At 62.9% G+C, this 22416-nt stretch carries 13 protein-coding genes, 1 tRNA gene and 1 pseudogene; 8 read left to right on the top strand and 7 right to left on the bottom strand.

Features of this window, described 5'->3' with window-relative positions; translation table 11 throughout:
* Nucleotides 1-246: 246 nt before the first annotated feature.
* From CUR85_RS20175 to CUR85_RS10290, 5 genes and pseudogenes are all read right to left on the bottom strand, one after another.
* Nucleotides 247-3852 (bottom strand): GEVED domain-containing protein, encoded by a 3606-nt coding sequence (locus CUR85_RS20175; RefSeq protein ID WP_280322625.1) that lies wholly within the window; start codon nt 3850-3852, stop codon nt 247-249.
* On the bottom strand, nt 3849-4646 hold the full coding sequence (locus CUR85_RS10310; RefSeq protein WP_280322624.1) for a hypothetical protein: 798 nt from the start codon (nt 4644-4646) through the stop codon (nt 3849-3851). Before CUR85_RS10310 ends, CUR85_RS20175 begins: the two co-directional genes overlap by 4 nt.
* Before the next feature lie 529 nt (nt 4647-5175).
* Nucleotides 5176-6192 carry an ATP-binding response regulator gene (locus CUR85_RS20170; protein WP_343245474.1) on the bottom strand — a complete coding sequence of 339 codons (1017 nt, stop codon included), beginning with the start codon at nt 6190-6192 and terminating at the stop codon, nt 5176-5178.
* A gap of 83 nt (nt 6193-6275) precedes the next feature.
* Nucleotides 6276-7232, bottom strand: a pseudogene (locus CUR85_RS10295) (sensor histidine kinase); the annotation flags it as partial.
* Between the two features lie 555 nt (nt 7233-7787).
* The gene (locus CUR85_RS10290) at nt 7788-8270 is read right to left on the bottom strand and encodes a putative pterin-binding protein (RefSeq protein WP_067267391.1); all 483 of its coding nucleotides are present in this window, start codon (nt 8268-8270) and stop codon (nt 7788-7790) included.
* A gap of 248 nt (nt 8271-8518) precedes the next feature.
* On the opposite strand from CUR85_RS10290, the gene CUR85_RS10285 reads away from it, so the two are divergent.
* From CUR85_RS10285 to CUR85_RS10250, 8 genes are all read left to right on the top strand, one after another.
* Nucleotides 8519-9139, top strand: a complete 621-nt coding sequence (locus CUR85_RS10285) for a response regulator transcription factor (RefSeq protein ID WP_067267389.1) — start codon at nt 8519-8521, stop codon at nt 9137-9139.
* 417 nt (nt 9140-9556) lie between these two features.
* A complete protein-coding gene (locus CUR85_RS10280) occupies nt 9557-10069 on the top strand; it encodes a hypothetical protein (RefSeq protein WP_067263978.1) in 513 nt (170 codons plus the stop codon).
* Between the two features lie 60 nt (nt 10070-10129).
* A complete protein-coding gene (locus CUR85_RS10275; protein WP_067263981.1) occupies nt 10130-12763 on the top strand; it encodes a beta strand repeat-containing protein in 2634 nt (877 codons plus the stop codon).
* A gap of 285 nt (nt 12764-13048) precedes the next feature.
* Nucleotides 13049-13675 carry a hypothetical protein gene (locus CUR85_RS10270; RefSeq protein ID WP_280322623.1) on the top strand — a complete coding sequence of 209 codons (627 nt, stop codon included), beginning with the start codon at nt 13049-13051 and terminating at the stop codon, nt 13673-13675.
* A complete protein-coding gene (locus tag CUR85_RS10265) occupies nt 13651-17232 on the top strand; it encodes a hypothetical protein (RefSeq protein ID WP_280322622.1) in 3582 nt (1193 codons plus the stop codon). Before CUR85_RS10270 ends, CUR85_RS10265 begins: the two co-directional genes overlap by 25 nt.
* A gap of 1613 nt (nt 17233-18845) precedes the next feature.
* Nucleotides 18846-19574, top strand: coding sequence for a hypothetical protein (locus tag CUR85_RS10260; protein WP_067267472.1), 729 nt, complete (start codon nt 18846-18848; stop codon nt 19572-19574).
* Nucleotides 19575-19641: 67 nt separating this feature from the next.
* On the top strand, nt 19642-19767 hold the full coding sequence (locus CUR85_RS10255; protein ID WP_280322621.1) for a hypothetical protein: 126 nt from the start codon (nt 19642-19644) through the stop codon (nt 19765-19767).
* A gap of 430 nt (nt 19768-20197) precedes the next feature.
* Nucleotides 20198-20839, top strand: a complete 642-nt coding sequence (locus CUR85_RS10250; protein ID WP_067267471.1) for a 2-hydroxychromene-2-carboxylate isomerase — start codon at nt 20198-20200, stop codon at nt 20837-20839.
* A gap of 38 nt (nt 20840-20877) precedes the next feature.
* Here CUR85_RS10250 and CUR85_RS10245 read toward each other — a convergent pair.
* Together CUR85_RS10245 and CUR85_RS10240 are read right to left on the bottom strand one after the other, a co-directional pair.
* Nucleotides 20878-20954, bottom strand: a tRNA-Arg gene (locus tag CUR85_RS10245).
* Between the two features lie 76 nt (nt 20955-21030).
* Complete coding sequence (locus CUR85_RS10240) at nt 21031-22416, bottom strand: sensor histidine kinase (protein ID WP_067267467.1); 1386 nt, start codon at nt 22414-22416, stop codon at nt 21031-21033.

The raw sequence follows: 22416 nt of genomic DNA, 5'->3' as shown, positions 1-22416 counted from the left end.
CCCGAGGCGGTGACCCGTGCAAGGACACAGATCAGCCCGCCCGCATTGGTGGGCAGCGCCCCGGTGATCGCTTGGTCCGGCGTGCCGTCGCAATCCGTATCCTCGTAAAGCGCGGTCGAGAAGGCCCCTTCGGGGCCGAGGCTTCGGCGGTGACGCTGAAGCTCACGTTTCCCGGGGCCGAGGCGATATATTCATGCCGCAGCGCCAAGACCTGCCCGGCACGGATCGTCTTGTCCTGCGATTGGTTCAGCCGCGCCGCTTCGATGAGGCCGAAGTCGAGCCCGGCGTAGGCGGTGCCCGCCGCGGGGTGAAGGTGAAGCGCCCGTCATGGGGATCGCCGTTGACCACACCGGGCAAGGCCGCGCCGCCCTCGGATACATTGAGCAGACCCGCGCCGGGCTGGGCCACCACGGTGACCGCGCCGCTATACCCCTCGGGCAAGGCCGCGCGCCATGTGCCGTCCGCCGCCAGATCGGGCGTGACCAGCAAAGCGCCGCCCGCGTCCAAAATCTCGACCAGGGCGCGGTCCGTGCCCGCCTCGCCCGTCTGCTGGGCCCCGTCATAGGCGTCGCTCCCCGCGCCGATGTCAAAAAACACCACGCCAGAAAGCACCGGACCGTTGGAGCGTCGGGCCACGCGGGCTGACGCCTCGTCATCATCGGCCAGCCCATCGCCGAGGTCATCCACCAGCGCGCCGGTGCCGGGGTCGCTGTCGGGGTCAGGAAGCGACGCGCCGATGATCTCTGCCTGATTTTCCGTGGCACCTTCGCCCTGCAATGTGACGCGGATGGTCAGGCTGTGGCTGCTGCCCGAGGGCACGTCGCCAAGCAGCCACAGACCGGTCGAAGCATCATAGCTATCGCCCTGCGCCGCCGCATCGTCCGAGACATAGGCGAAGCCATCGGGGATGAGATCGAGCACCCGCACATCCGAGGGGCTGCCGGGGCTAGTGTTGGTCACGGTCAGCACGAGGTCGAGCGCCTCTCCCACCGTGGCCTCTGTCGCGGGGCTGGCGTCCGCCGCGCGTAGGATGGCTTGGGTCAGGGCCAAATCGGCCTCAGTCGGCAGGGTTTCAAAACCGAAATCAGAACTCACCGGGCTGCCGCTGCCCGCATCGACGGCAAGGCTCGCGATCGGGTTTCCGGTGGTCAGGGTGAGGCCCGCCGGTATTTCGGGGTCGGCCTCATCCACTTCGACCAGATAGGCGCGCGCCGGGTCGAGGTTGCTGAAGGAATAGGCCCCCGCCGCATCGGTTTCGGTCACCGCCACCTGCGTATCATCGGCCCGGTCGCCGGGCGTGCCAGCATCGTCGAAAAGCGTCACGGTGATGCCTGCGGGCAGCGTGACTTCGGCCCCGTCGCGGCTGCCGGAACTGTCGGCGTCCTCATAAAGCGTTCCGCCGATCCGGCCCTGCGGCAACAGATTGACGAGGGTCACGAGGTAATCCTCAACCTCCCCATCGAAGTTCAGACCGCTGAAGGGGTCTTGGGTCAGCGCGCTGGAGGTCGACCAGCGGATGCGGGCATAGGTGGTGCCATTGCCCACATCGACCGGCACGGGAATGTTCAGGCTGATCTGGTTGTTGAACGCGCCATCGGTATCGCCCAAGCCGCCGTCGCGAAAGTTAATGGCCACCTGTTCGGTCGGATCGAAGACATTGTTCTGGTTAAAGTCGATCCAAAGCTGAAGATTGGTAATGCCTTCGGTCACCGGCAGGCCGAGGGCCAGTTGCGCGCTGAGGGTCTCATGGGTCTGAATGGTCAGCGGCACGATGGTGCCCGCCTCAAGCACCGGGAACTCGGCCACGGAATCCTCGTCGTCGATCCCGTCGAGGTCGTCGCCATCTGCATTAGCGCTGAACATGCTCTCGGTCTCGGAATCGGGGAGGCCACCGCCAAGGTAGATGTCCGGCACGATGATATGGCGCGGCTCACCATAGCTGGCAGGCGCATCGCCCCGGTCCACCAGATCGGCAGCCGCGATGATGAGGGAGTAATCCTCGATCTCGCCATCGACGGCAAAGCTCGCCACCGGCAGCCCGGCCTCAGATGAATAGCGGAACCGTGCGAAGGTGGTGGAGGTGGTGGCATCGCTGGGCACGGTCACGTCGATCTGGATCACGCCGTCGCCCGCCACATCGTCAAAGCCTGTGCCATCGTCGCGCAGGTCGCGGGCGATGTTCTCACCAAAAGACCCTTCGAAGACCCCGTCGCCGTTAAAGTCGATCCACGCCTGAAGGTAGCCCGCCCCTTTGACCGGAATGTTGAGCGTGCTGATCATCCCTTGGGTCATCACCGGAAAGACCACCGCGTCTTCGTCATCGCTGTCCAACAGGTCGTCCGCCGTGGCCGAGGCATCGGACTGGGCCACCAGTTCGATATCGGGCGGCACATCGCCAAGATAGACCTGCGGCGTATCGCTGACCCCATGCGAGGCGGTCAGGTAAGAGATCGGCGCATCACCAAAGTCGACCCCGAGCCCGTCAAAGACCGCGACCGTGACCTGCGCCCTGTCGCATTGCGTGGGATCAATGCTGTCGCAAAGCTCATAGTCGATCAGATAGGTGCCAGAGGGCACCCCCGGCGGGACGATCACCCGGCCCGCATCGGCGCCTTGGGTTTCCAGCACGGGGACCGGATCACCGCTGTTCTGGGGTACGGCTTCGGTCAGCACCGCAAGCGTCGCGGTGGGGAAGGCGGCAGGCAGCCCGTTGATCGTGTCGTTGGACATGACCTCTCCCGCCGTGCCGCCAAGCAGGCTGTTGAGCGGCGTCGCGGTATAGTCATCGTCGCCCGCCACCACGCTGGCCGAGGTATTCGCCACCGCGCAAAGCCGGATCGACGAGCCGCGCCGCGCGTTGTTCAGCGAACTGCCGGTATAGCCGTGGATGAACTCCCCCTCGGTGAAGGTGCCATATTCATAGGTGGCATAGTTGTCGAAGCCAGTCTCGTTCGGCTCTTCCGTCCAATTGGTCGGGTCACCCACCTTGGCGGGGTCCATCGTGATCGCCTGCCCCCCGGCGGGAAAACCGGCGAGCGGGGCGGTGTGGAAATAGGAAATGCCATCGGGCGCGAGCAGCGGGCCGACCACATCCGAACTGTCGTCTGAGGCCCCGCGGCTGTCCACATCCGTCTGCTGAACGATCACGCCGTTGATACGGCTTTGCTCGACCGCCCGCCCTTGGGGGTTGGAGGGGGTGGCGCTGCCGTCTTCGACAAGGCGCAGACGGTAGGTGACGAAACCGTTGTCAGCGGGCGTCATCCGCGCTTCGAGCGAGCCGTCGATATTGACCGCAGTGGCGTTGCTGATCTGGGTCGCTTGGAACACGACATCCAGATCGTTGCCATTGATGTCGGTGGTGACATTATCAAAGACGAAGATGTCCGAGGTCGTCAGCGCCGCCGCGCTGCCCGGCCCGGCCAGCTGCGTGCGCGGCTGAGCGAAAACCGACCGCGGGGTACAGGTTTGCGGGCCGGTGTCGGTGGACAGGACATTGGCGACGATGCTGGCGTTTTGCGGATTGGACTGCAGGCGCGACACGAAAGGCGTGCCGATCGCGCCGATACCCGCCGTGGCGGTGCTATCGACCGCGCCCGACAGGGCATCCGCCGCCGTCACGGTATATTCCGCAGTACAGGTCACCTTGCCGCCCGGGGCCACAGGTGCGGTGATGGCCGGGCAAGTGACCGTGCCGACAAGGCTGTCTTCGATCACCACGTCTTGGTTCGGGTTGAAGGGCAGCTCCCCTGTGTTGGTCACCTCATAGATAAAGGTGACCGTCGTGCCCTGAAGCGCGGAGAGCGGGCTGGTAAACCGCGCAAGACTGATGGTCTGTTCGGTGGTAAAGTTCACATCGGCGAAGATACCGATCCCCGCGCCCCCGCATCATAGGGCAGGGTCACCGGGTTGTAGTAGCTGCGGACCTCGCCGATGCTTTCGTCGTACCAAATCTCAATCCGTGAGGTCGCATCGGGATAGCTCAGCCGGATCGACCCGTTGGTATCATCGCCCGAGCCGGGAGAGAGAAAGGCGCTGCCGTCGATGAACAGACATTGCGCCTCGTTCCCGTTCAGCAAACCGGTGTCGCCGGACCCCGGCCCGGGGCCGACCACGACGGTGGGCGCCGGCCCCAATGTGGTGATACTTGGGTTGCCGTTATCGCCAAAGGCGGTCACAAAATCGCAGCGGTCCCCGGTGCTGTGATTGTCGGTGGGGTCGATGTCGAGGATGTCGACGGTAAGGTTGTCGACCTGAAACGCGACGCCGCCGGAACTGGCCGACACGCTGGCGGTGATCCGGTCATCGCCGCGCCGCCCCGCATTCGGCCCGGCATCGCCCACGATGACAAGCGAATCGACACCGCCGCCCAGAACATTGACATCGTCGGGGGTGAAGATCGGATTGCCTTGCGCATCGGTGCTATAGGGGCGCAGATTGCCGGTGATCTCGACCGTCGTGTCGATCTCGAAACCATATTGGTCCGACAGGGTCCGCAGCAAAGGCCCGGCAAAGCCTGCGGGCCAATCGAAAGTGGACCAATCGATCGAGAAATCCCCGGCATCCGCGGGAGAGGAGGAGACGGCAAGGGCGGCGCAAACGGCGAAGGAGACACCGCGCAGCGCTTTTCGGCTAGAGAGACGTTTCACAATTCACCTTTCGGTCCGAACCGGAGAACCCGCGCAACGAGGCACCCAGCGAGAATACGAGCAAAAATCTACCGGACATTTATCGCGAATTGTCGGTGCCAATGCGAAGGTGCGTCCGGTCAATGCAGATGCCGCTGCGGATAGCGCGATATACTTACGGATAGGTGAAACAGCTCTCGCCAGATCGCCAAATGCGCCCCCGGTCTTCCCCCCGAGGGGAGGACGGGGAAAACCGGTGGGGCGCATCGCTGCAAAGCTATCAGGGAGCCGCTCCCTGGGGTAGGGGAACGGGCAGCAGCTCCCGAGAAGGCCCGCGTCGCGAAGCATATTTTCAGGCGAAACGGTCGAAATGAACCGGTTGCCAGCTTGGGACGCGGTCATTGGTCTGGTCAATGACGCCTTCGTGCAGACCCGTCTATCGACGGGCATAACTAACTATAGGTCGCGCCTCGCATCGTTGCATCTGGGCGGGGGTATAATCGGACTAGTCTTAAGGATAGGTTTCCGCCGCCCCGCCCAAGCAGACTTGTCAGAGGTCAAGCTGCGCCTTCATCGCCGCCAGCGTCGCGTCGCAGGTGGCGGGCAAAGCCTCAGCCAGCGCGCGCGCCTCTTCGTCCTTGTCGGTCTTGCAGGCGGTCTCGATCTCTTTGAGCAGGCCGTGCAGCCGGTCGGCGCCGAGCATGCCGCACATCCCGGCCATGGCATGGGCGCGGGCCTGTAGGTCAGGCAGAGCATCGGCTGCCATCAGGTCGGGCAGATCGGTCGCGACTTGTTGGTCGAGCTTTTCCACCCGCTCGCGCAGTTTCTCCGCACCCAGCAGGTCGAGCAAATCTGCGATTTGTTGTTCGTTCAACAGGGGCCGTTTCGCGGATTTCGCCTGTACCGATGACTGCGCGCTGGCCAAACGCTCGGGCAGAGCCTGCTCCGGTATCACCGCGCGCCCCGAAAGCTCGCGCAGCTTGGCGCGCAGCACCTTCATATCCAGCGGCTTTTGCATGAACCCCGACATTCCGACGGCGCTGAACTCCGCCCGTTCTTTCGGCATGGCATGGGCGGTCACGGCGATGATCGGCGTTTCGCGGTTGGGGCCCTCGCCGGAGAGAATCGCCTTGGTCGCCTGAATGCCGTTCACCTCAGGCATGGAGATGTCCATCAGGATCGCATCGAAGGGCGCGTCTTCGGCCAGTTCGATCGCCTCGCGCCCGCCGGTGGCGAGGGTGACGTCATGGCCAATCTTCTCAAGCATCGCCTTGATCAGCTCGCGGTTGATTTCATTGTCGTCCACCAGCAGAAGGTTGAGCCGCTGGGCCGCCGCGGGTTCGGCGCGCTTTTGCGGGTCGGGGGCCGCATCGCAGTCGATCTCGGCCAGATCAGCAAGCTCTACGGGCAGGCGCAGGGTGAAACATGTCCCCTCCCCCACCGTCGACTCGCAGGTGATCTCACCCCCCAGACGTTTGACCAGACGGCGCACGATCCCAAGCCCCAGACCGGTGCCCCCGGTGCGGCGCTCATAGCGGCTGTCGAGCGAGACAAAATCTTCGAAAATACGGTCAATATCCCCGCCGGAATGCCGGAGCCGTCATCTTCGACCTGCAGGTGGAACGCTTCCCCCTTGCCCGCGGATTTCGCGAACCACCCGCGCAGGGTCACATCGCCGCCGGGGCTGAACTTGATCGCGTTGCTTAAAAGGTTCACCAAAATCTGCTGGATCGCCCGCGGGTCCGTAACGATGGCCTTGTCGTCTAACTGGGTCAGATCAAGATGCAGCCGGGTGCCCCCGGCCTCGGCCAGAGGGTCCATCGTGTTGATGATTCCCGCCATCAGCACGGTCATGTCACAGGTCTGACGCACCTGTTCATAAGTTCCCGCCTCACTGCGCTCAATGGCCAGCACGTCATTGATATGGCCCAACAAAATCTCACCCGAGGTCATCGCCGCATCGAGATAGCGCTTTTGCTCATCATCAAGCCGGTCATCTTGCAGCAGTTGCAGGGCCGAGATCACACCATTGAGCGGCGTACGCATCTCATGGCTCATCATGGCGAAGAAACGCGATTTTTCCTGATAGGCGTCAAGCGCTTCATCCCGCGCGGCGATGATCTCGGCCTCGCGAAGGCGCTTTTCGGTGATGTCCCGAATATAGGCGATAAAGAGCGACCCATGCCCCATCGGCGATTGCGACACGGACATCTCGACCGGGAAAATGCGCCCGGCGTGGTCGATCATCTCAAACTCGCGGCGGCCCTTGTCGGCGACCTCGGTCTCGCCGGTGCGACGGAACCTTTCAAGCCTTTCGCGGTGCACCATGCGGTCGGCCGGGGGGATCAGCAGGCTGATATAGTCCCTGCCCACCGCCGCCTCATGGGTGATGCCGAAGATCTCTTCGGCGGAGCCGTTGAAATCTTCGATCTCCCCCCGCTCATTGATGACGACGATGGCGTCGAGCGATGCCTGAAGGGTGGTCGCAAGACGCAGGTGGTTTTCCTCGACCAGTTGCGAAGTGCGGTTCAACCGGCTGGCTTGCCGCGAGAGGCGATAGACCGCCCCGACCAAGGCAAGGGTGACGATCAAGACGATCGCCGCCATCACCTCGATCAGCCGCACGATCTCATGGCGTTCGTTTTGGGACATCTCGCTGGCAATGGCGATGGAGGCGAGGGCAATCTCGCGGGGCACGTCTTCGATGCTGCGCAACATGGCGTCGATATCGTCCAATGCCGCGATCAGGTCGGCATCAGAGCCGTCGATCGCGGGCAGGAACCCATCCAGCAGAGCCCGCAACTCACGGATTTTCGGTTTGGCCTTTGCGTTGTTGCGCACCCGTTCGGCCAACAGAACGCGGCTATAAAAGATGTCGAACCTTTTGCGGAACTCGTCCAGCGCCTCGGGCGTGGCGGATTTCGCCTGCGCCAAGGCGCGGTCGGTCTTGAGAAATTCGATCTCGATCTGCGTAAAGACCCATTCAGCGTGGTCTTGCTGCGCACTGTCGAGCGCCTGAATCCGGTCCCAGACGTTATAGGCCAGATAGGCGGCGATGCTCATCCCCAGCACGAGGATAAGCATCAAGACCTGTCGGCTTCTTGCGCGCGCGGGCCCGAATTTTCCTGCGTCGTTCATCCAAGCCCTCTGCGCCATTACCAGTTACTCGACACGAATTCGGTCAAGCTGCCAGATCGACCGGCTGTAGACCAGTTCCGTCTGATAGGCGATGTCGCTGTCATAGGGGTAGACCACCCAAAGCGGCCCCTTGTCCCGGCGCGACATCTCCTCTCCATTGGTATGGTAGGCGATGATCGGCCCGTCTTCGACCGCGTCGGACATCGGGATTTCCACCGCATAATCATTGATCGCCGTCGCGGTGATGGTGCCCTCTTCGACGTTCAGCGTCTCAAACAGGTCCTTCAGCGACACACCTTCGAATGCCTGCGTGCCATCGGTCCAGATCGTCGTCGTCTCAAAGCTAGAGACAGGCATGGATTTGAGATCTGAGAGGGTGAAGCTATGGGTTTCCTCGGCCAGCGTCACTTCGAGCACGGCCTCTTCGTCTTGGGCGGCAACCGCCGACGCAAGACCCAGAGAGAGGGCGGCCGCGGTGATGGTCTTGCTGAGGTACTGAAAGGTCATGTCAAATTTCCTTATCTGGCGTTGTGACCTGACCATACCCTGCCCGAATGACAGGCGCGAAGGCGCAGAAGCGCATCCCCCCTATACCAAAGGATAGGTGCGCCTGTCCCCGCGCGGCCCGCATTGCCATACCAAAGGATAGCGGCGCATGCCTTTGCCCCCCCCCCTTGGGCTTTCATCTTTCTTTTGAAACGGGCACACTCTACCAATTAAAGAACGCCGGCCATTTTGGCTTCAGGAGATCTATTATGTCTTTGCGTATTTTAATTGCCGATGATCACGACATGGTCCGAGAGACCATCGCCATGTTTCTTGATGCGGATGGGGCCACCGTCACCGAAGCGGCGAGCGATCTGGCCGGAGCGCTGGACAAGATCAAATCAGAGCCGCCCTACGACCTGGTGCTGCTGGATTATACAATGCCCGGCATGAAGGGCTTGCAGGGTCTGCAAACCGTTCTTGATATCAATGAGGGTCGCCCGGTCGGGCTGATTTCCGGCACCGCCACTCGGCTCATTGCCGAACAGGCGCTCGAAATGGGGGCGATCGGCTTTCTGCCCAAGACGCTGCCCGCCAAGTCACTGGTCAACGCGGTGCGTTTCATGGCGGCGGGAGAGACCTATGCCCCGGTCACCTTCATGTCGGGCAAGGACAATCCCGAAGAGACGGATTTCGAGAAATCCCTGTCCGAGCGGGAGCGCCAAGTGCTGCGCGGATTGATGAACGCGCAGTCTAACAAAGAGATCGCCCGCGACCTCGATCTGCAGGAAGTGACGATCAAACTGCATGTCAAAACACTTTGCCGAAAACTGGACGCAAAGAATCGTACCGATGCGGCGATCATTGCGCGCGATGCGGGCTTCGTTTGAGGCCCGTTTCACACCCCTGAACCACCCCCGGCATCGGCCCAGCGCGCACCCTGTAGCGCCCCCCGTCTCCCCTCTGAGCGTAAACCATAATCGCCCGCCCCGCGCGGGCGTTTTTGCGTTCGGCCTATGACGGCCCGCATCGAATCAAAGATTCGGAAGCCCCATTTTCCCAGCAAAATTAACCATCTGCGGAGCCCGCGCCCGGCCCCATTTCCGCGCCAAATGATAGGCCGCGGCGCGACCTGATAGGGCCACCTATCCTTTCGGTTAAGCGCCTGACCACAGGCTCAGCGAGTTAACCGTTCGCTCAGATGATATCGGTATCCGGTTCCCCGAAGATGAGAACAGGACAACGCAATGAGCGTGTCCGTTCATTGCAATCGCCGGCTCTTCACCGGCCAACAAGGGAACTACTAGATGCGTATCCATATCTCCCAATTGTCCAAGACACTCATCACGAGTACGGCTTTGTCGCTCGCGGGTTTCGCGGCTGCCGCCGACGCGCTCACGAGCGAATTCTCCTTCCGCGTGGTGGAAACCAATGCCGAGGGCGAAGAAGTCCTCGTTGAGCGTGAGACGGTCCGCCCGGGCGAAGTCATTTCTTATGAGCTGCGCCACCAGAACATGACCGACGGCGCCATGGAAGGGCTCGTCATCGCCGCACCGGTCCCCGAGGGCGTCTCTATCACATTGGGCGCCGAAGTGACCTCTGTCGCCGCGGTCTTTGAAGTCCAGGCCGAGATGGACCCCGAACAGGAAGGGCTGGAATGGTCCACCGTTCCCGCCATCCGCAAGGTCGTCGATGCCGATGGCAACATGACCGAAGAGCCGCTCCCTGAAGAGGCTGTCGCCGCCGTGCGCTGGACCCTCTCCGAACCGCTCGAAGCAGGCGATTCCGCCTTCAACAGCTACCGCGTGCGCCTGAACTAATCCCGGCGCCTCTCTCTCTCCACTCTCTCTCCAACTACTATAGAACTAGGGAATATTAACGTGAAACACCAAACAACCTTCCTGCGCTCCGTAAGCGCCGTTGCTCTGACCGCCGTGATCGGCACTGTCGCTTTCGCGGCGCCCGAAGCGGGCTCTGTCATCGGCAACCAAGCCGTGGCGACCTATACCAATGCCGCGGGCGACACGATCACGGTAACCTCCAACACCGTTGAGACAGTCGTTCAGCAAGTTGCCGGCGTCACCCTGACCTCTGACAACACCGAAACCATCGCCCCCGGCGGTAAGGCGTTCCTGCCGCACATCATCACCAACGATGGTAACGGCCCGGATGCCTTTGCGCTGACGGCAGTGGAAACCGACACCGGCACGCTCGACACCTCGCAGCTGGTTTTCTACCCCGACGCCAACATGGACGGCGTGGCCGATAGCGCCACCCCGCTGACCGAGACCCCGACCCTCGCCCCCGGTGAGCAGTTCGGCATCGTGATCGAAGCCTCCGTCGCCTCCACGGCGACCGGTTCCGACACGATCACCGTCACGGCGGCCTCGACCCTCGACGGCACCGTGCTGAGCACCAATACGGACACGCTGACAATCTCCAACGACGCGATTGTCGAGTTGGTCAAATCGATGACGGCGGACCCGGCTTCGGGCGGCAACCCCAATATCATCGACGCGGGCGATACGGTAACGATCACGCTGACCTACTCCAGCACCGGTCTGGCCGCGGCCAACAGCTACTCTGTGCAGGACGTGCTCGATGGCCGCCTGACCTATGTGCCCGGCTCGGCCCGCTGGTCTGACTCTGCCACACCGCTGGACGATGACAACGGCTCCACCGTCGTCGACGCGACAAACGGCTCTGGCGAAACCATCGCGTGGGACTATGACGACGCGCAGAACGTCAACTTCCTGATCTCCTCTGTCGGTTCTGGCCGCTCGGGTGAGGTGACCTTCCGTGCCGTGATCGCGGATACCGCCAATGCGGGCATCATTACCAACGTGGCGACCCAGGACGTTGACGGCGTGGCCTTCCCGCCATCGAACACCGCCTCTGTCACCGTGGACAACCAATATGCGGTGGCGGTTGCTGATACGGCGATCAACTCCAACGGCACGGCCAACCCGGCGATTGCCTCGGCCACCGACGATGACGCGGCCAACAACGATGTCGTCACGGAATCCGGCGATGTCTATCAGGGCGGCACAATCCGTCAGGAATTCGTGCTGACCAACCTCTCCAACAGCCCGGACAGCCTGACCCTCGACGTGGCCAATGGCGACTTCCCGGCTGGCACCACCTTCCGCTTTGTGGGCGCCGACGGTATCACACCGGTGGTCGGCTCTGTCGGTCCCTTGGGTATCGGTGACAGCGCCAAGGTGACCTTGATCACCACATTGCCAACCGATGTCGCACCAACCGCCACCACCAACTACACCGCCGTCATCACAACGACCTCGGACAACTCCGGCGTCAGCGATGTGTCGACTGCCGAATTCACCGGCGCGGTTCTTGCGGCTTCGGTCGATCTTGAGAACGCCGTCGTCGGTTCCGAAGGCGATGGCGCGGCACCGACGAACGGTGGCAACCCATGGGTCACCCAGTCGACAGACCCGGGCGCACCGGTTGTCTTCGAGATGCTGGTCGAAAACAACGGCCCCACCTCGGACAGCTTCAACCTGTCGCTGGATCAGGCCCTGCCCGCAGGCTGGACGGTTGAGTTCCAACTGCCCGACGGATCGATCGTGTCGAACACCGGCACCATCCCCGCAGGCGCATCGCAGGCCATCCGCGCCGTGATCACGCCCGCCGATGGCGCTCTGCCGGGTGACACGCTGGTCGACGTCGCGGTCGTCTCTTCCGTCTCGGGTCAAGGTGACCGGATCGTCAACCAAGTCACGGTCAATGAAATCTATGACGTGAAGATCATCGAAGACCAAAGCGCGCAGGCTTCGCCGGGTGGTATCGTGGACATCCTCCACACCATCTCGAACGAAGGGAACGTGGCCATCACCGAAGCGTCGATCACGCAATCGGGCCTGACCAACTTCTCCGGCGCGATCTTCTGGGATCAGAACGGCAACGGTGTGATCGATCCGTCCGAACCGGTGATCGACAACTTCAATGACCTGACCGACGGCGTCTCGCCGGGTGTGAACGGACTTGCCCCGGGCGACAGCATCTCGCTGATCTACCGTGTGCAGACGCCGTCGACAGCCACCCAAGGTGTGTCCGAAGTCGGCACCATCACCATCAACAACACGTTGAACGGTGTCGGGACCGATATCGACCAGACCAACAACGCCGTCGAAGACCGCGTGGTCATCATCTCGGGCGATGTCACACTGAGCAAGTATCAGTACATCGACGCGAGCTGCGATGGCACCGTGGGCACCTTCACCAAGACGCGCCTTGATGTCGAGCCCGGCCAGTGCATCCGCTACATGGTCGAAGCCGAGAACACAGGTGCCTCTGCGGCGGACAATGTGATCATCACGGACGCGGCCCCGGCCTATACCGCGATCACGGACTGTGGCGGCGCCTGCCCTGAAAGCCTGTTCCCGGGCACCAGCACGGCCACCGTCACCTCGACCAACGTATCGAGCACGCATGGCAGCATCCTTCCCGGCGGCTTCGCCCGGGTAGAGTTCACCGTGCGGGTCGACGACTAAGCGACCTCTCGGGCGCCCCCGGGCTGAGCGATGCTCTCCCGGGGGCGCCCCCTCCTCCCCCCGTTTCCGTCTCCCCCATTTTTCACGCCCTTCCCAGGGATCGCAACAGGAGCAAGCTGATGCGCAGTTTCCTTATGTCTAAAGCCCGCCCGGCTCTGGCCCTGATCAGCGCCTCCGCACTGGGCCTGAGCCTTTCCCCCAGACCGCCACCGCCGCCCCGGCCCCGCTGGGTCTTTCATCCGCAACGTGGCAGAAGTCAGCTATTTCAACACCTCCCTTGGCATCATGGAACGCGTCTTCTCGAACCCGGTACGGGCCGAAGTCGCCGCGGTTCCCGGGCTGGAAGTGACCGGCTACTCCGACCTTCTGCTGACCCGTGGTGCCTTTGGCCGCTACCATTTCGACGTCATCAACAGCGGCAACGTGCCGCTTTCCACATCGGTCAGTATCAGCGAGCAAGGCAGCGCCAGAATGATGTCGCGCCAATCGCTTTTCCCTGACCTGAACGGCAACGGCCTGATCGATACCGAAGACCGCGCTTTCGACATGTCCGCGCCCTTCATGCTCGCCGCGGGCGAGCGGCTGCAACTGATCTATGAGTTCCGCATCTCCGCCGAGACCCCCGTCAGCACCCAATTCACCAGCATGCTGACCGCATCTGCCGTGACCGAGGATGGCCAAAACCTGACCGAAGACGCTATGGGTGTCTCGCGGGTCGAGGAAGGCGGGCTCGAAGTCTCCAAAGAGCAGGTCGTCGCCGAGAATGACGAGGGCGCGCTCATCACCTACACCCTGCGGCTGCGCAACGATTCCGAGCGGGACGCCTTCGGCTACCCCGAGGTCGAAGGCCAGCCGATCGTGATCGATGGCACCCCCGGACCGGTGTCTTGCTGCGCGATGCGATCCCGCTGAACACCGTGTTCCACGCGGTGCAGGATTCGGGCACCATGACCGCGCTGGTTCACATGCGCGGCGCGCCCGACCACCACTACGTCAGCGTCGCCCCAGCCGGGCTTTCCCATGACGTGGATGCGGTGGCCTTCTTTCATGAGGGCGACTACGCCGTCGGCCATGCGACCGATCCCAGCTTCTCGGTGCGCGTGCCTGCCGACTTGGGCAAGGTAGAGGTGCAGAACACCGCCTCGGCCTTTTACAACAACCAAGAAAGCACCCTGCTCTTGGCCTCTAACACCGTGGTCTATGACCGCGATACAGAGACGGTCGGCACCTTGGTCTTTGAACACCCTGAGACCGGCGCGGACCAGCCCTATGGCACGCCGGGCAGCGACACCCGCCTGCGCCTCACCTCGGGCGCCTGCAACATCAGCACCGAAGTCGACAGCACGGCGGTGACCATCCGAAGCATGCTGACCGGCGATGTGGAAACCATCATCGCGACCGAGACCGGGGCCAACACCGGTGTCTTCCTCACCCCCGCCCTGCCGATGGCGCAGATGTCGCCCGCCGTTGCCGGGGATCAGGTCATGGCCACCGACTTTGGCGATAGCTTCATCGCGACGGCGTCTTGCGACAGCGCGGTGCTTGAGGACGATCTGATGATCAACCCCGGCAACTTTCTGTTCAACTCCGTCACCAACGCCCCGATTGACGGCGTGGCGGTGGCGCTTGTCGATGCCCGTTCGGGCAACGAAATGGCCCGCACCCAGACCGACCAGCGCGGCTTTTTCACCTTCTCCGAAATGCCCGAAGGCGACTACCGCTATGCCGTGATGGACGCGCCCGCATGGATCTTCCCCTCCGCGCGTCTGGACTATGCCGGTATGGGCCGCAGGGTGATGGATGCCGGTTGGGGCCGCGCGTTCAGTCACGCCGGCGGCGCATTGTTCGTCTCCGACATCCCGGTTGATCCGAATTATGGCACGCCGCTGGCGCTGGACAAAGCCGCCGACCTCGACCGCGTGGGTCACGGTGAATTCGTCACCTACACGCTGAGCTTCACCAACAACATGCACCAAGCGCTGATCGGCGGCGAAATCCTCGACCGGCCCGCCTATGGTGTGAACTTCGTGCCCGGCACGGTGACTCTCAACGGAGAGCCGCTGGACGACCCGCAAGAGATCGGCAATGGCGATCTGCGCTTTGACGTGGGCATGCTTGAGCCGCTGTCGAGCCATGAGCTGTCCTATGTGATGCAATTCTCTGCCGCCGCCCGCGAAGGCCGCAACGAGAACACCGCCATCCTGTCGGGCCGCCAAGCGGGCACCGGGACGCTGCAACAATCGCAGACCGCGCGCGCTATGGTCCGGCTCGACAATTCGGGCGGTGTCTTTGCGCGCCAAGGCACCGTGCTGGGCGCCGTCTTCATGGATTGCAACGGCAACGGTCTGCGCGACCGCGTTGAGGATGAACCCGGCATTCCCGGTGTGCGCATCGTGACCCAGGAAGGGCTCTTTGTGGTGACCGATATCAATGGCGCCTATTCGCTCAACGGCATGCGCCCGGTGACACATGCCTTCCTCGTGCAGCCCGAAACCCTTCCCGCCGGAACCGCGGTGCAGGTGACCCGCACCAACGATCTGCGCCGGGGTGGCTCGCGCATCGTGCCGCTGAAGAAGGGCGAGTTGCGGACCGAGAACTTTGCCGTGGCCCAATGCACCCCCGAAGCGCTTGAGGAAGTCGGCAAACGCCGCGACCATTTCGCCGGCAAACGTCAGACCCCCGGCATGAATTCAGCCGATCTGCCGATCGACGGCCAGCGCAGCAGCACCCGCTCCGTGCGCGGTGAGGCTGGCATCGCCACCACCACCCAGCTGACCCCCGGCATGATCGCGGCACAAAGCGAAGAGGCCGGACAAGAACCTTCCTCTGTCGCGCAAGCGGCCCGTGCCTCGGCCCAGCGTCAATCGCTCGACAGCATGATCCAGAACCTCGATAGCGCGCCGGGCTTTGTCGACTTTGCCGAAGACACGTCTGTCACCCGCGCCACGCAGAACATCCGGATCAAGGGCAAGGCCGATCTCACGCTGTCGCTTTTGGTGAACGGGCGCGAGCTGGGCGGCGACCGGGTGGGCGAACGCACCAATCTGGCGAAAAACAATGTGCAGGCGCTGGAATATGTGGCCGTGAAACTGGCCTCGGGCGAGAATGTGCTGACACTGGTGGGCCGTGACGGATTCGGCATCGAACGCGTCCGCAAAGAGCTGCGCCTGACCGCCCCCGGCAAACCTGCCCGGATCGAGATCCTGATGCCGGAAACCGCTTCGGCCAATCCCGCCTCGGTGGTGCCGGTCGTGGTACGCGTGCTTGACGCCGGGGGCCGCCCGGTGCCCGCATCGGGCACCGTGACCCTCGCCGCTCGCCGGTCGCTTTGGGATGTGACCGACATCCGCAGCAGCGCGCCCGGCGTGCAGGCCTATCTCGACAATGGCGAGGCGACCTTCAACCTGATCCCGCCGCAGGCCTCCGGCCCCGATCTGATCACCGTGCGCTCCTCCTTTGGCGAGGCCGAGGCGCGGGTGACCTTCACCCCCGACCTGAACGAACGTGTGCTGATCGGTGTGATCGAAGGCGCGGTTTCGCTGAGCGGAGATGCGGGCAATGTTATCGAAGAAGACCGTATCAGCGCCTTCGAGGACACCACCACCGGGATCCGGGGTGAGCTTTACCTCAAAGGGGTGATCCGTGGCGATGCCCTGCTGACCCTGCGCTACAGCTCGGACCGGGACACCGAAGACAGCCTGTTCCGCGACATCCGGGGTGAGGAATATTACCCCGTCTACGGCGACAATTCCGAACGCGGGGCCGATGCGCAATCTTCGTCCAACCTCTTCGTGAAAGTGGAGAAAGGCCGTTCCTATGTGCTCTACGGCGATATTGCCATCGCGCCCGAGGCGAGCGCGCTGAAACTGGGCGGCCTGCAACGTGTCGCCACCGGCGCCAAGGGCCATTGGGAGAACGACCGCGTCTCGGTCACCGTCTTCGCCGCCCGGACGGCGCAGGAGCAGCAGATTCAGGAAATCCGCGGGCGCGGTGTCTCTGGCCCCTATGACCTTGACCTGAGCGGCTATGTGCAAGGCTCCGAACGGGTGGAGATCCTCGTGCGGGACGAAGAGGGCGGCGATATCCTGTCGGCCACGCCCCTGCTGCGCGGCACCGACTATCTGCTCGACTTCTTCCGCAACACCATCACTTTCGACAGCCCGGTGCGCCAGTTCGACCTTGACGGCAACCCCGTGTCGATCCGCGTGACCTATGAGGTCGAGGCCGAGGGCGCCGAGGCCTATTGGCTCTACGGAGGCGAGGTGAACTATGCCCTGTCCGAGCGGACCTCTGTCGGCGCCCGTGCGGTCCATGCCGACGCCCCTTGGGCAACGCGGCCCGCCAGCGGATGCACTCTGCCTACCTCCAGCACGAAGACCGCCAAGGCGGGCTGTGGGAGGCCGAGGTGGCCCGGTCGGAGAACGCCATGGGCGACAAGGACAACGCTGCGCGCCTGTCCTATGAGCTGAAGACTGAAACCCGCCACTTCGCTTTCGAGGCGATCCACACGGGCCGCGATTTCTACGCTCAGGGTGGGCTGGCACGCCCCGGCACCACGCAGGTTCGTCTGAGCTATGGCGAAGAGATCGACCGGCGCAGCGACATCGCCTTCGGCGCGGAATACACCCGCGACCGGATCAACGACAGCACGCGGCTGACCGTGGATGCGATCTATTCCCGGCATCTGAGCAAGACCCTGCGCGGCGAGATCGGCCTTGAGTACAGCCGGGACCGCACCGCCAGCGGCAGCGAGAGCGACACCGCCCTGATCCTCGGCGCGCATTGGACCCCAGCGGCCCGCCCCGGCACCGTGATCGAGGCCAAGCTGCGCGCCCCGCTCAGCGGTGACGCCCCCACCGAACTGACCCTCGGCCTTTACGACGAGCCCAAGAACGGCTGGCGCGTCTATAACGAGATCGAGCTTCAGTTCGGCAGCGACGCTCTGGTCACCCGCGCGGCCTATGGCTTCACCTATACGATGAACGAATGGGTCACCGGCCGGACCGAGATGACCAAGGCCAGCGGCACCAGCGACACCACCATGGTTCAGGGCCTGTCGGTCGATTGGGACATCAACGAGAGCACCAATCTGCGCGCCGACCTTGAGCATTCGCGCAACCTTGAGACCAATGACGGGGAGCTCACCTCCTTTGCCATCGGCACAAGCTGGGAATCGGCGGATGGTGACTGGGTCGGCGATGCCGAGCTGGAAACCACTTGGGAAGAGAGCGGCAAGACCCATTATGCCAGCTTCGGCATCGCGGGCAATGTCACCCCTGAGCTGACCGTTCTGGCCCGCAGCCGTGCCGCGCTTGACCGCCGCGAGGGCGAGAACTCCCGCCGCATGCGCACCCGCATCGGGGCCGCCTATCGCCCTAAGGACAACGCCCGCCTGGATGTGCTGGCGTGGTACGAGCACCGGCTGGAAGAGAAACACGCCAGCACGGAAACGCATCTGTGGTCGATCGACGCGAATTACGAGATCGACGCCGACCTGCGGATCAACGGCAAATATGCCGGCCAGCATCAGAAGATCGGCACCAATGCCGGCGCGCGGGCCAATACCACCACGCAGTTGATCCAAGGCGGTCTGAACTACGAATTCGGCGACGACCGTTTCCAACTCGGCCTCAACGCCACGCATCTGTGGGACAGCGAGGGCAATTCTTCCAACGGGATCGGCGCCGAATTTGGCTTCACCCCGCGCGAAGGTGTCCTGCTGGCGCTCGGCTACAACAAGGCCCGTGGCCGGGTGGCAGGGCAAAGCAACCTCTATGACGAAGGGTTCTATTTCCGGTTCAACCTGCTGTTGGACAACTCACTCTGGACCCAGTTCGACCAGTTCCTCGGAAGCTGACCGGGAGACTCAGCCCCGAGGGAGAGCCACGTTCCAAGCGCATCTGGAACGTGGCTCATTTCTCTTTCAGAGCGCGGCGTCGCTCCAAAGTCGACCCGGCCTACTCCAAGCGCCGGGCCGACTATCCTTTCGAGACGCTAACTAGCTGTCCGCATTAATGAAATATCGATTTTGAAGGCGCATGATCAGGGACAATGCAAACCTCCAGCCCGATGGGAAACTCCGATGAAAAAGCTCGCTGCCAGCACTGCCTTTTGCCTGATCGCCGCCACCCTCTCCGGCGCGGCAAATGCAAATGATTTCGCCCGTTTCGACAGCCGCAAGATCGCCGTCACCGGCCTGAACTTCGCCCTGTCGCCCTCCGCCTCGGATGCGCGGATCCACCTTAACCGGGCCATGATCCAGACGCCTGTCAAACATGCTCAGGCCCCCCGCAAACTGACCCTGCCCCCGCGCGGTGGCCCATCGGCGGCGGTGCGTCATGTCATCGCCTCGGCAGAGGCGGGCGCGAAAGGCTATGACGCGGTGCAACATGGGGCGCGGGTCAAGCCGCCCAAGCGCCCCACAAGCATGACCATCGGCGAAATCTATCGCTGGATCAAGGCCACCCCCGGCCAGCCCCATGCCATCGGGCGCTACCAGTTCATCCCCAACACTTTGAAAACGCTCGTCGCCGAAGCGGGGCTAAGCAAGAGTGACCGGTTCACTCCGCAGGTCCAAGACCTGCTGGCCGATCTATTGCTCGAAGATGCGGGGTTTACCCCCTTCATGAAGGGCAAGATCAGCCGCCATCGTTTCATGGAAAACCTCGCCCGCATCTGGGCCGGGCTGCCCACTTCGACGGGCCGGTCCTATTATCACGGCCATGCGGGCAACCGGGCTGTCATCACTTGGAACGAGTTCGACAGCCATATGAAAAGCATCTTTGAAAACACGGCACGCGGCACCTCCTGACCGCGCGCTCCACTCTCTTCTCTCTCTCCGTCTCCCTCCAGGCCAAAGCGCGCGTATTTTCGCCGCTTTGGCCGCCTTTTTAGCCGCAGTGCTGCATTTCGCGCGGCATTTCCAAGAAGATTTCAGGCCCATCGGCGCGCTACTGACCCTACCCGCCATCGCCACCATGGCCGTGGTGCGGCAAATGGGCTGACGCCCGGAGCGGGCACTGCCGGAAGAAGGCCGTCGCAGAAATGCGGTGGCCTTTTTGACTTGCGGCCCCGGCCAAAGGCCGCCACCATCCCGGCCAAGACGGAACCCATCGGGCATCGCTAAGGTTAACCTTATGAACATGCCCTAGGAGGAATGGCTCATGTGGACTTACGAACTCTTGATCCTGATCATGGCCGCGGTGGCGGCAGTGGCATTCATGGCCAAGCAACGCCCCCAGCCTCGGAAGGTCCGCGCAATCGCGCCCCGGCCCCGGGCGAACAGATTGCATAACCGCCGGTATTGAAGCGTCATCGCGGCTAGAAGCATCCTGTTGCGACCACACCCGCGATTCCGCACTCGGCTTTCGGCCCCCGTTCTTGTCTCCCCGTCGGTTTCCGCCATGATGCTGGCAAAACCGGAGGGAGCCGACCTTGGACACCATTGAATATTTCTATTCCGCCCATTCCGCCTATGCCTATCTGGGGCATCGTAAGCTCTTGGAGATTTGCGCGGCCCGCGGTGCGCGGCTGATGCATCGTCCCTTTGACCTCACCCCCGTGATCGCCTCAGGCCGTGTCAGCCATTTCCGCGGTTTCACGCCCCATTACATAGACTATTTCTTCGGCCGAGAGATTGAGCGTTGGGCGCAGTATCGCGGGCTGGAGATTCTCAACCACCGCCCGACCCACCACGACAACCCGCTGAACCTTGCAAACGGCTACCTGATCGCCGCCGCTCAGGCGGGGCGGGATGTCGACGCGCTTTCCTTTGCGATTCTTCAGGCCCATTGGCGCGATGATATCGATCTCGCGAATCCCGCGCATCTGCGCCGCGCGACAGAAGCGGTCGATCCCGATTGCGACGGGCTGATCGCACGGGCGATGGAGGAGGATGTCCAGGCAATCCACACGCAAAACACCGAAGAGGCGATCGCCCGCGGCATCTTTGGCTCGCCTAGCTATTTTCTGAATGGTGACATGTATTACGGCCAAGACCATCTGGAACTGATGGATCACGCCTTTGACCAGCCCTACCGCGACACGGGCTTCTACAACCCGCCGCGAGACGGATAAGACGCCCCGAAAGGGCTAGGTTCTTCAATTTTGGGTAGTGGCGGACCGAGGAGGATTCGAACCCCCGACCCCCTGATTCGTAGTCAGGTACTCTATCCAGCTGAGCTATCGGTCCACTGAGCGGGGGTTTAGTCTTAGCCCCGGGGAGTTGCAAGCCCTCGTTTCAAGGAAATGCAATTTTCTTCAAAAATCTACAGGGCGCCGTCCCCCTTGGGCAGTGTTATGTCAAAAACCGTGCCTTCCGGCCCGCTGTTGCGCAGTGCAAGGCTGCCGCCGTGGCCGCGCACCAGTTCAGAGGCGATTACCAGCCCCAAACCGGAGCCACCCTTGCGCGCCCCGCCCTGAAAGGCGGTGAAGAGATGCTCCCGCGCCTTGGGTGGCAGGCCGGGGCCGGTATCGCTGACAGTGATGCACCATGCCTCGCCCATATCCTCGGCCCGCAGATAGACCTCGCCCGGTTTGCCGGTGGCGGTGATCGCCTGCCGGGCGTTGCGCATGAGATTGGCCAGCACGCGGTACATTTGCTCAGGGTCCGCACGCACGGTGAGATTCGCGGGAATATCCGCGGCAAAGCGCACGATGCTTTCGGGATCGGCAAGGCGTTCGCCGTCTATGACCTCTTCCACCAGTTCTTCGAGCGGCATGAGCGTCAGCGTCGGCCCCGGCTCTTCGGCCTTGCCGAAGGCCAGCGTCGATTCGCATAGGTGCACCGCCCGGGTGATCGACCCCACAAGCTTGGGCGCCATGCGCTTGACGGTCGGGTCTTCGGACATTTCGATCCGGTCGGTGAACAGCTGGGCAGAGGTGAGGATGTTGCGCAGATCGTGGCTGATCTTGCTGACGGCGCTGCCCAATTGGGCCAAACGCTCTTTCTGTTTGAGCGCCTGCGTAAGGTCGGTTTGCAGCTTCTGAAGCGCCTCTTCGGCCTCGCGCAACTCGGTCACGCTGGCAGAAGGCTCAATGATCCGCCGCGCATCTTCGGGCGCCGCGGCATAGCGCTGCATATGCCCCGCCACCCGTTTGATCGGTTTCAGCAGCAAGGCCCGCATGGCAAAGAACAAAAGCACCGCCGTGATGACCGAGATCACCGCTGAAAGGATGAGGATGCGAATCCCGTAATCGAGCATGGCGACACGCATGGGCGCTGTCTCCATCGTGACCTCAATCAGCAGCCCCGCTTCGCGCACCGGCGCGCCGATCACGCGGACCACCTCATTCCCCGGGCGGAACAGCCGCAACATCGCATCGCGGATCAAGACCGTCGCCGAGGCATCGCGCAAATCATAGGTCTGCGACACCATGCGCGGCATGGGGGAGGCCAGCACCAATTGCCGCGCCTCATCCCGGCGCAGCACCACGTTGAACACCTCGGCGTTGCGCAGCAGTTCCTCTTCCAACTCCGGGTCGAGCATATCGTCGGCCAAAAGCGCCAGCGAGGCGATCTGCGCCCGCTCCAACCGCGTCAGCATATATTCCTCGCGGAACCGCGCGATGGAGGGGACAAAGATCAGCACTTCGGCCAGCATCACAAAGATGGTGGTGAGGATCAGCAGGCGGCCAGAAAGCGAGTGGATCAT

Source organism: Sulfitobacter faviae (genome assembly GCF_029870955.1).
GTDB lineage: Bacteria > Pseudomonadota > Alphaproteobacteria > Rhodobacterales > Rhodobacteraceae > Sulfitobacter > Sulfitobacter faviae.
This window is presented reverse-complemented; position numbering and strand designations above follow the sequence as displayed.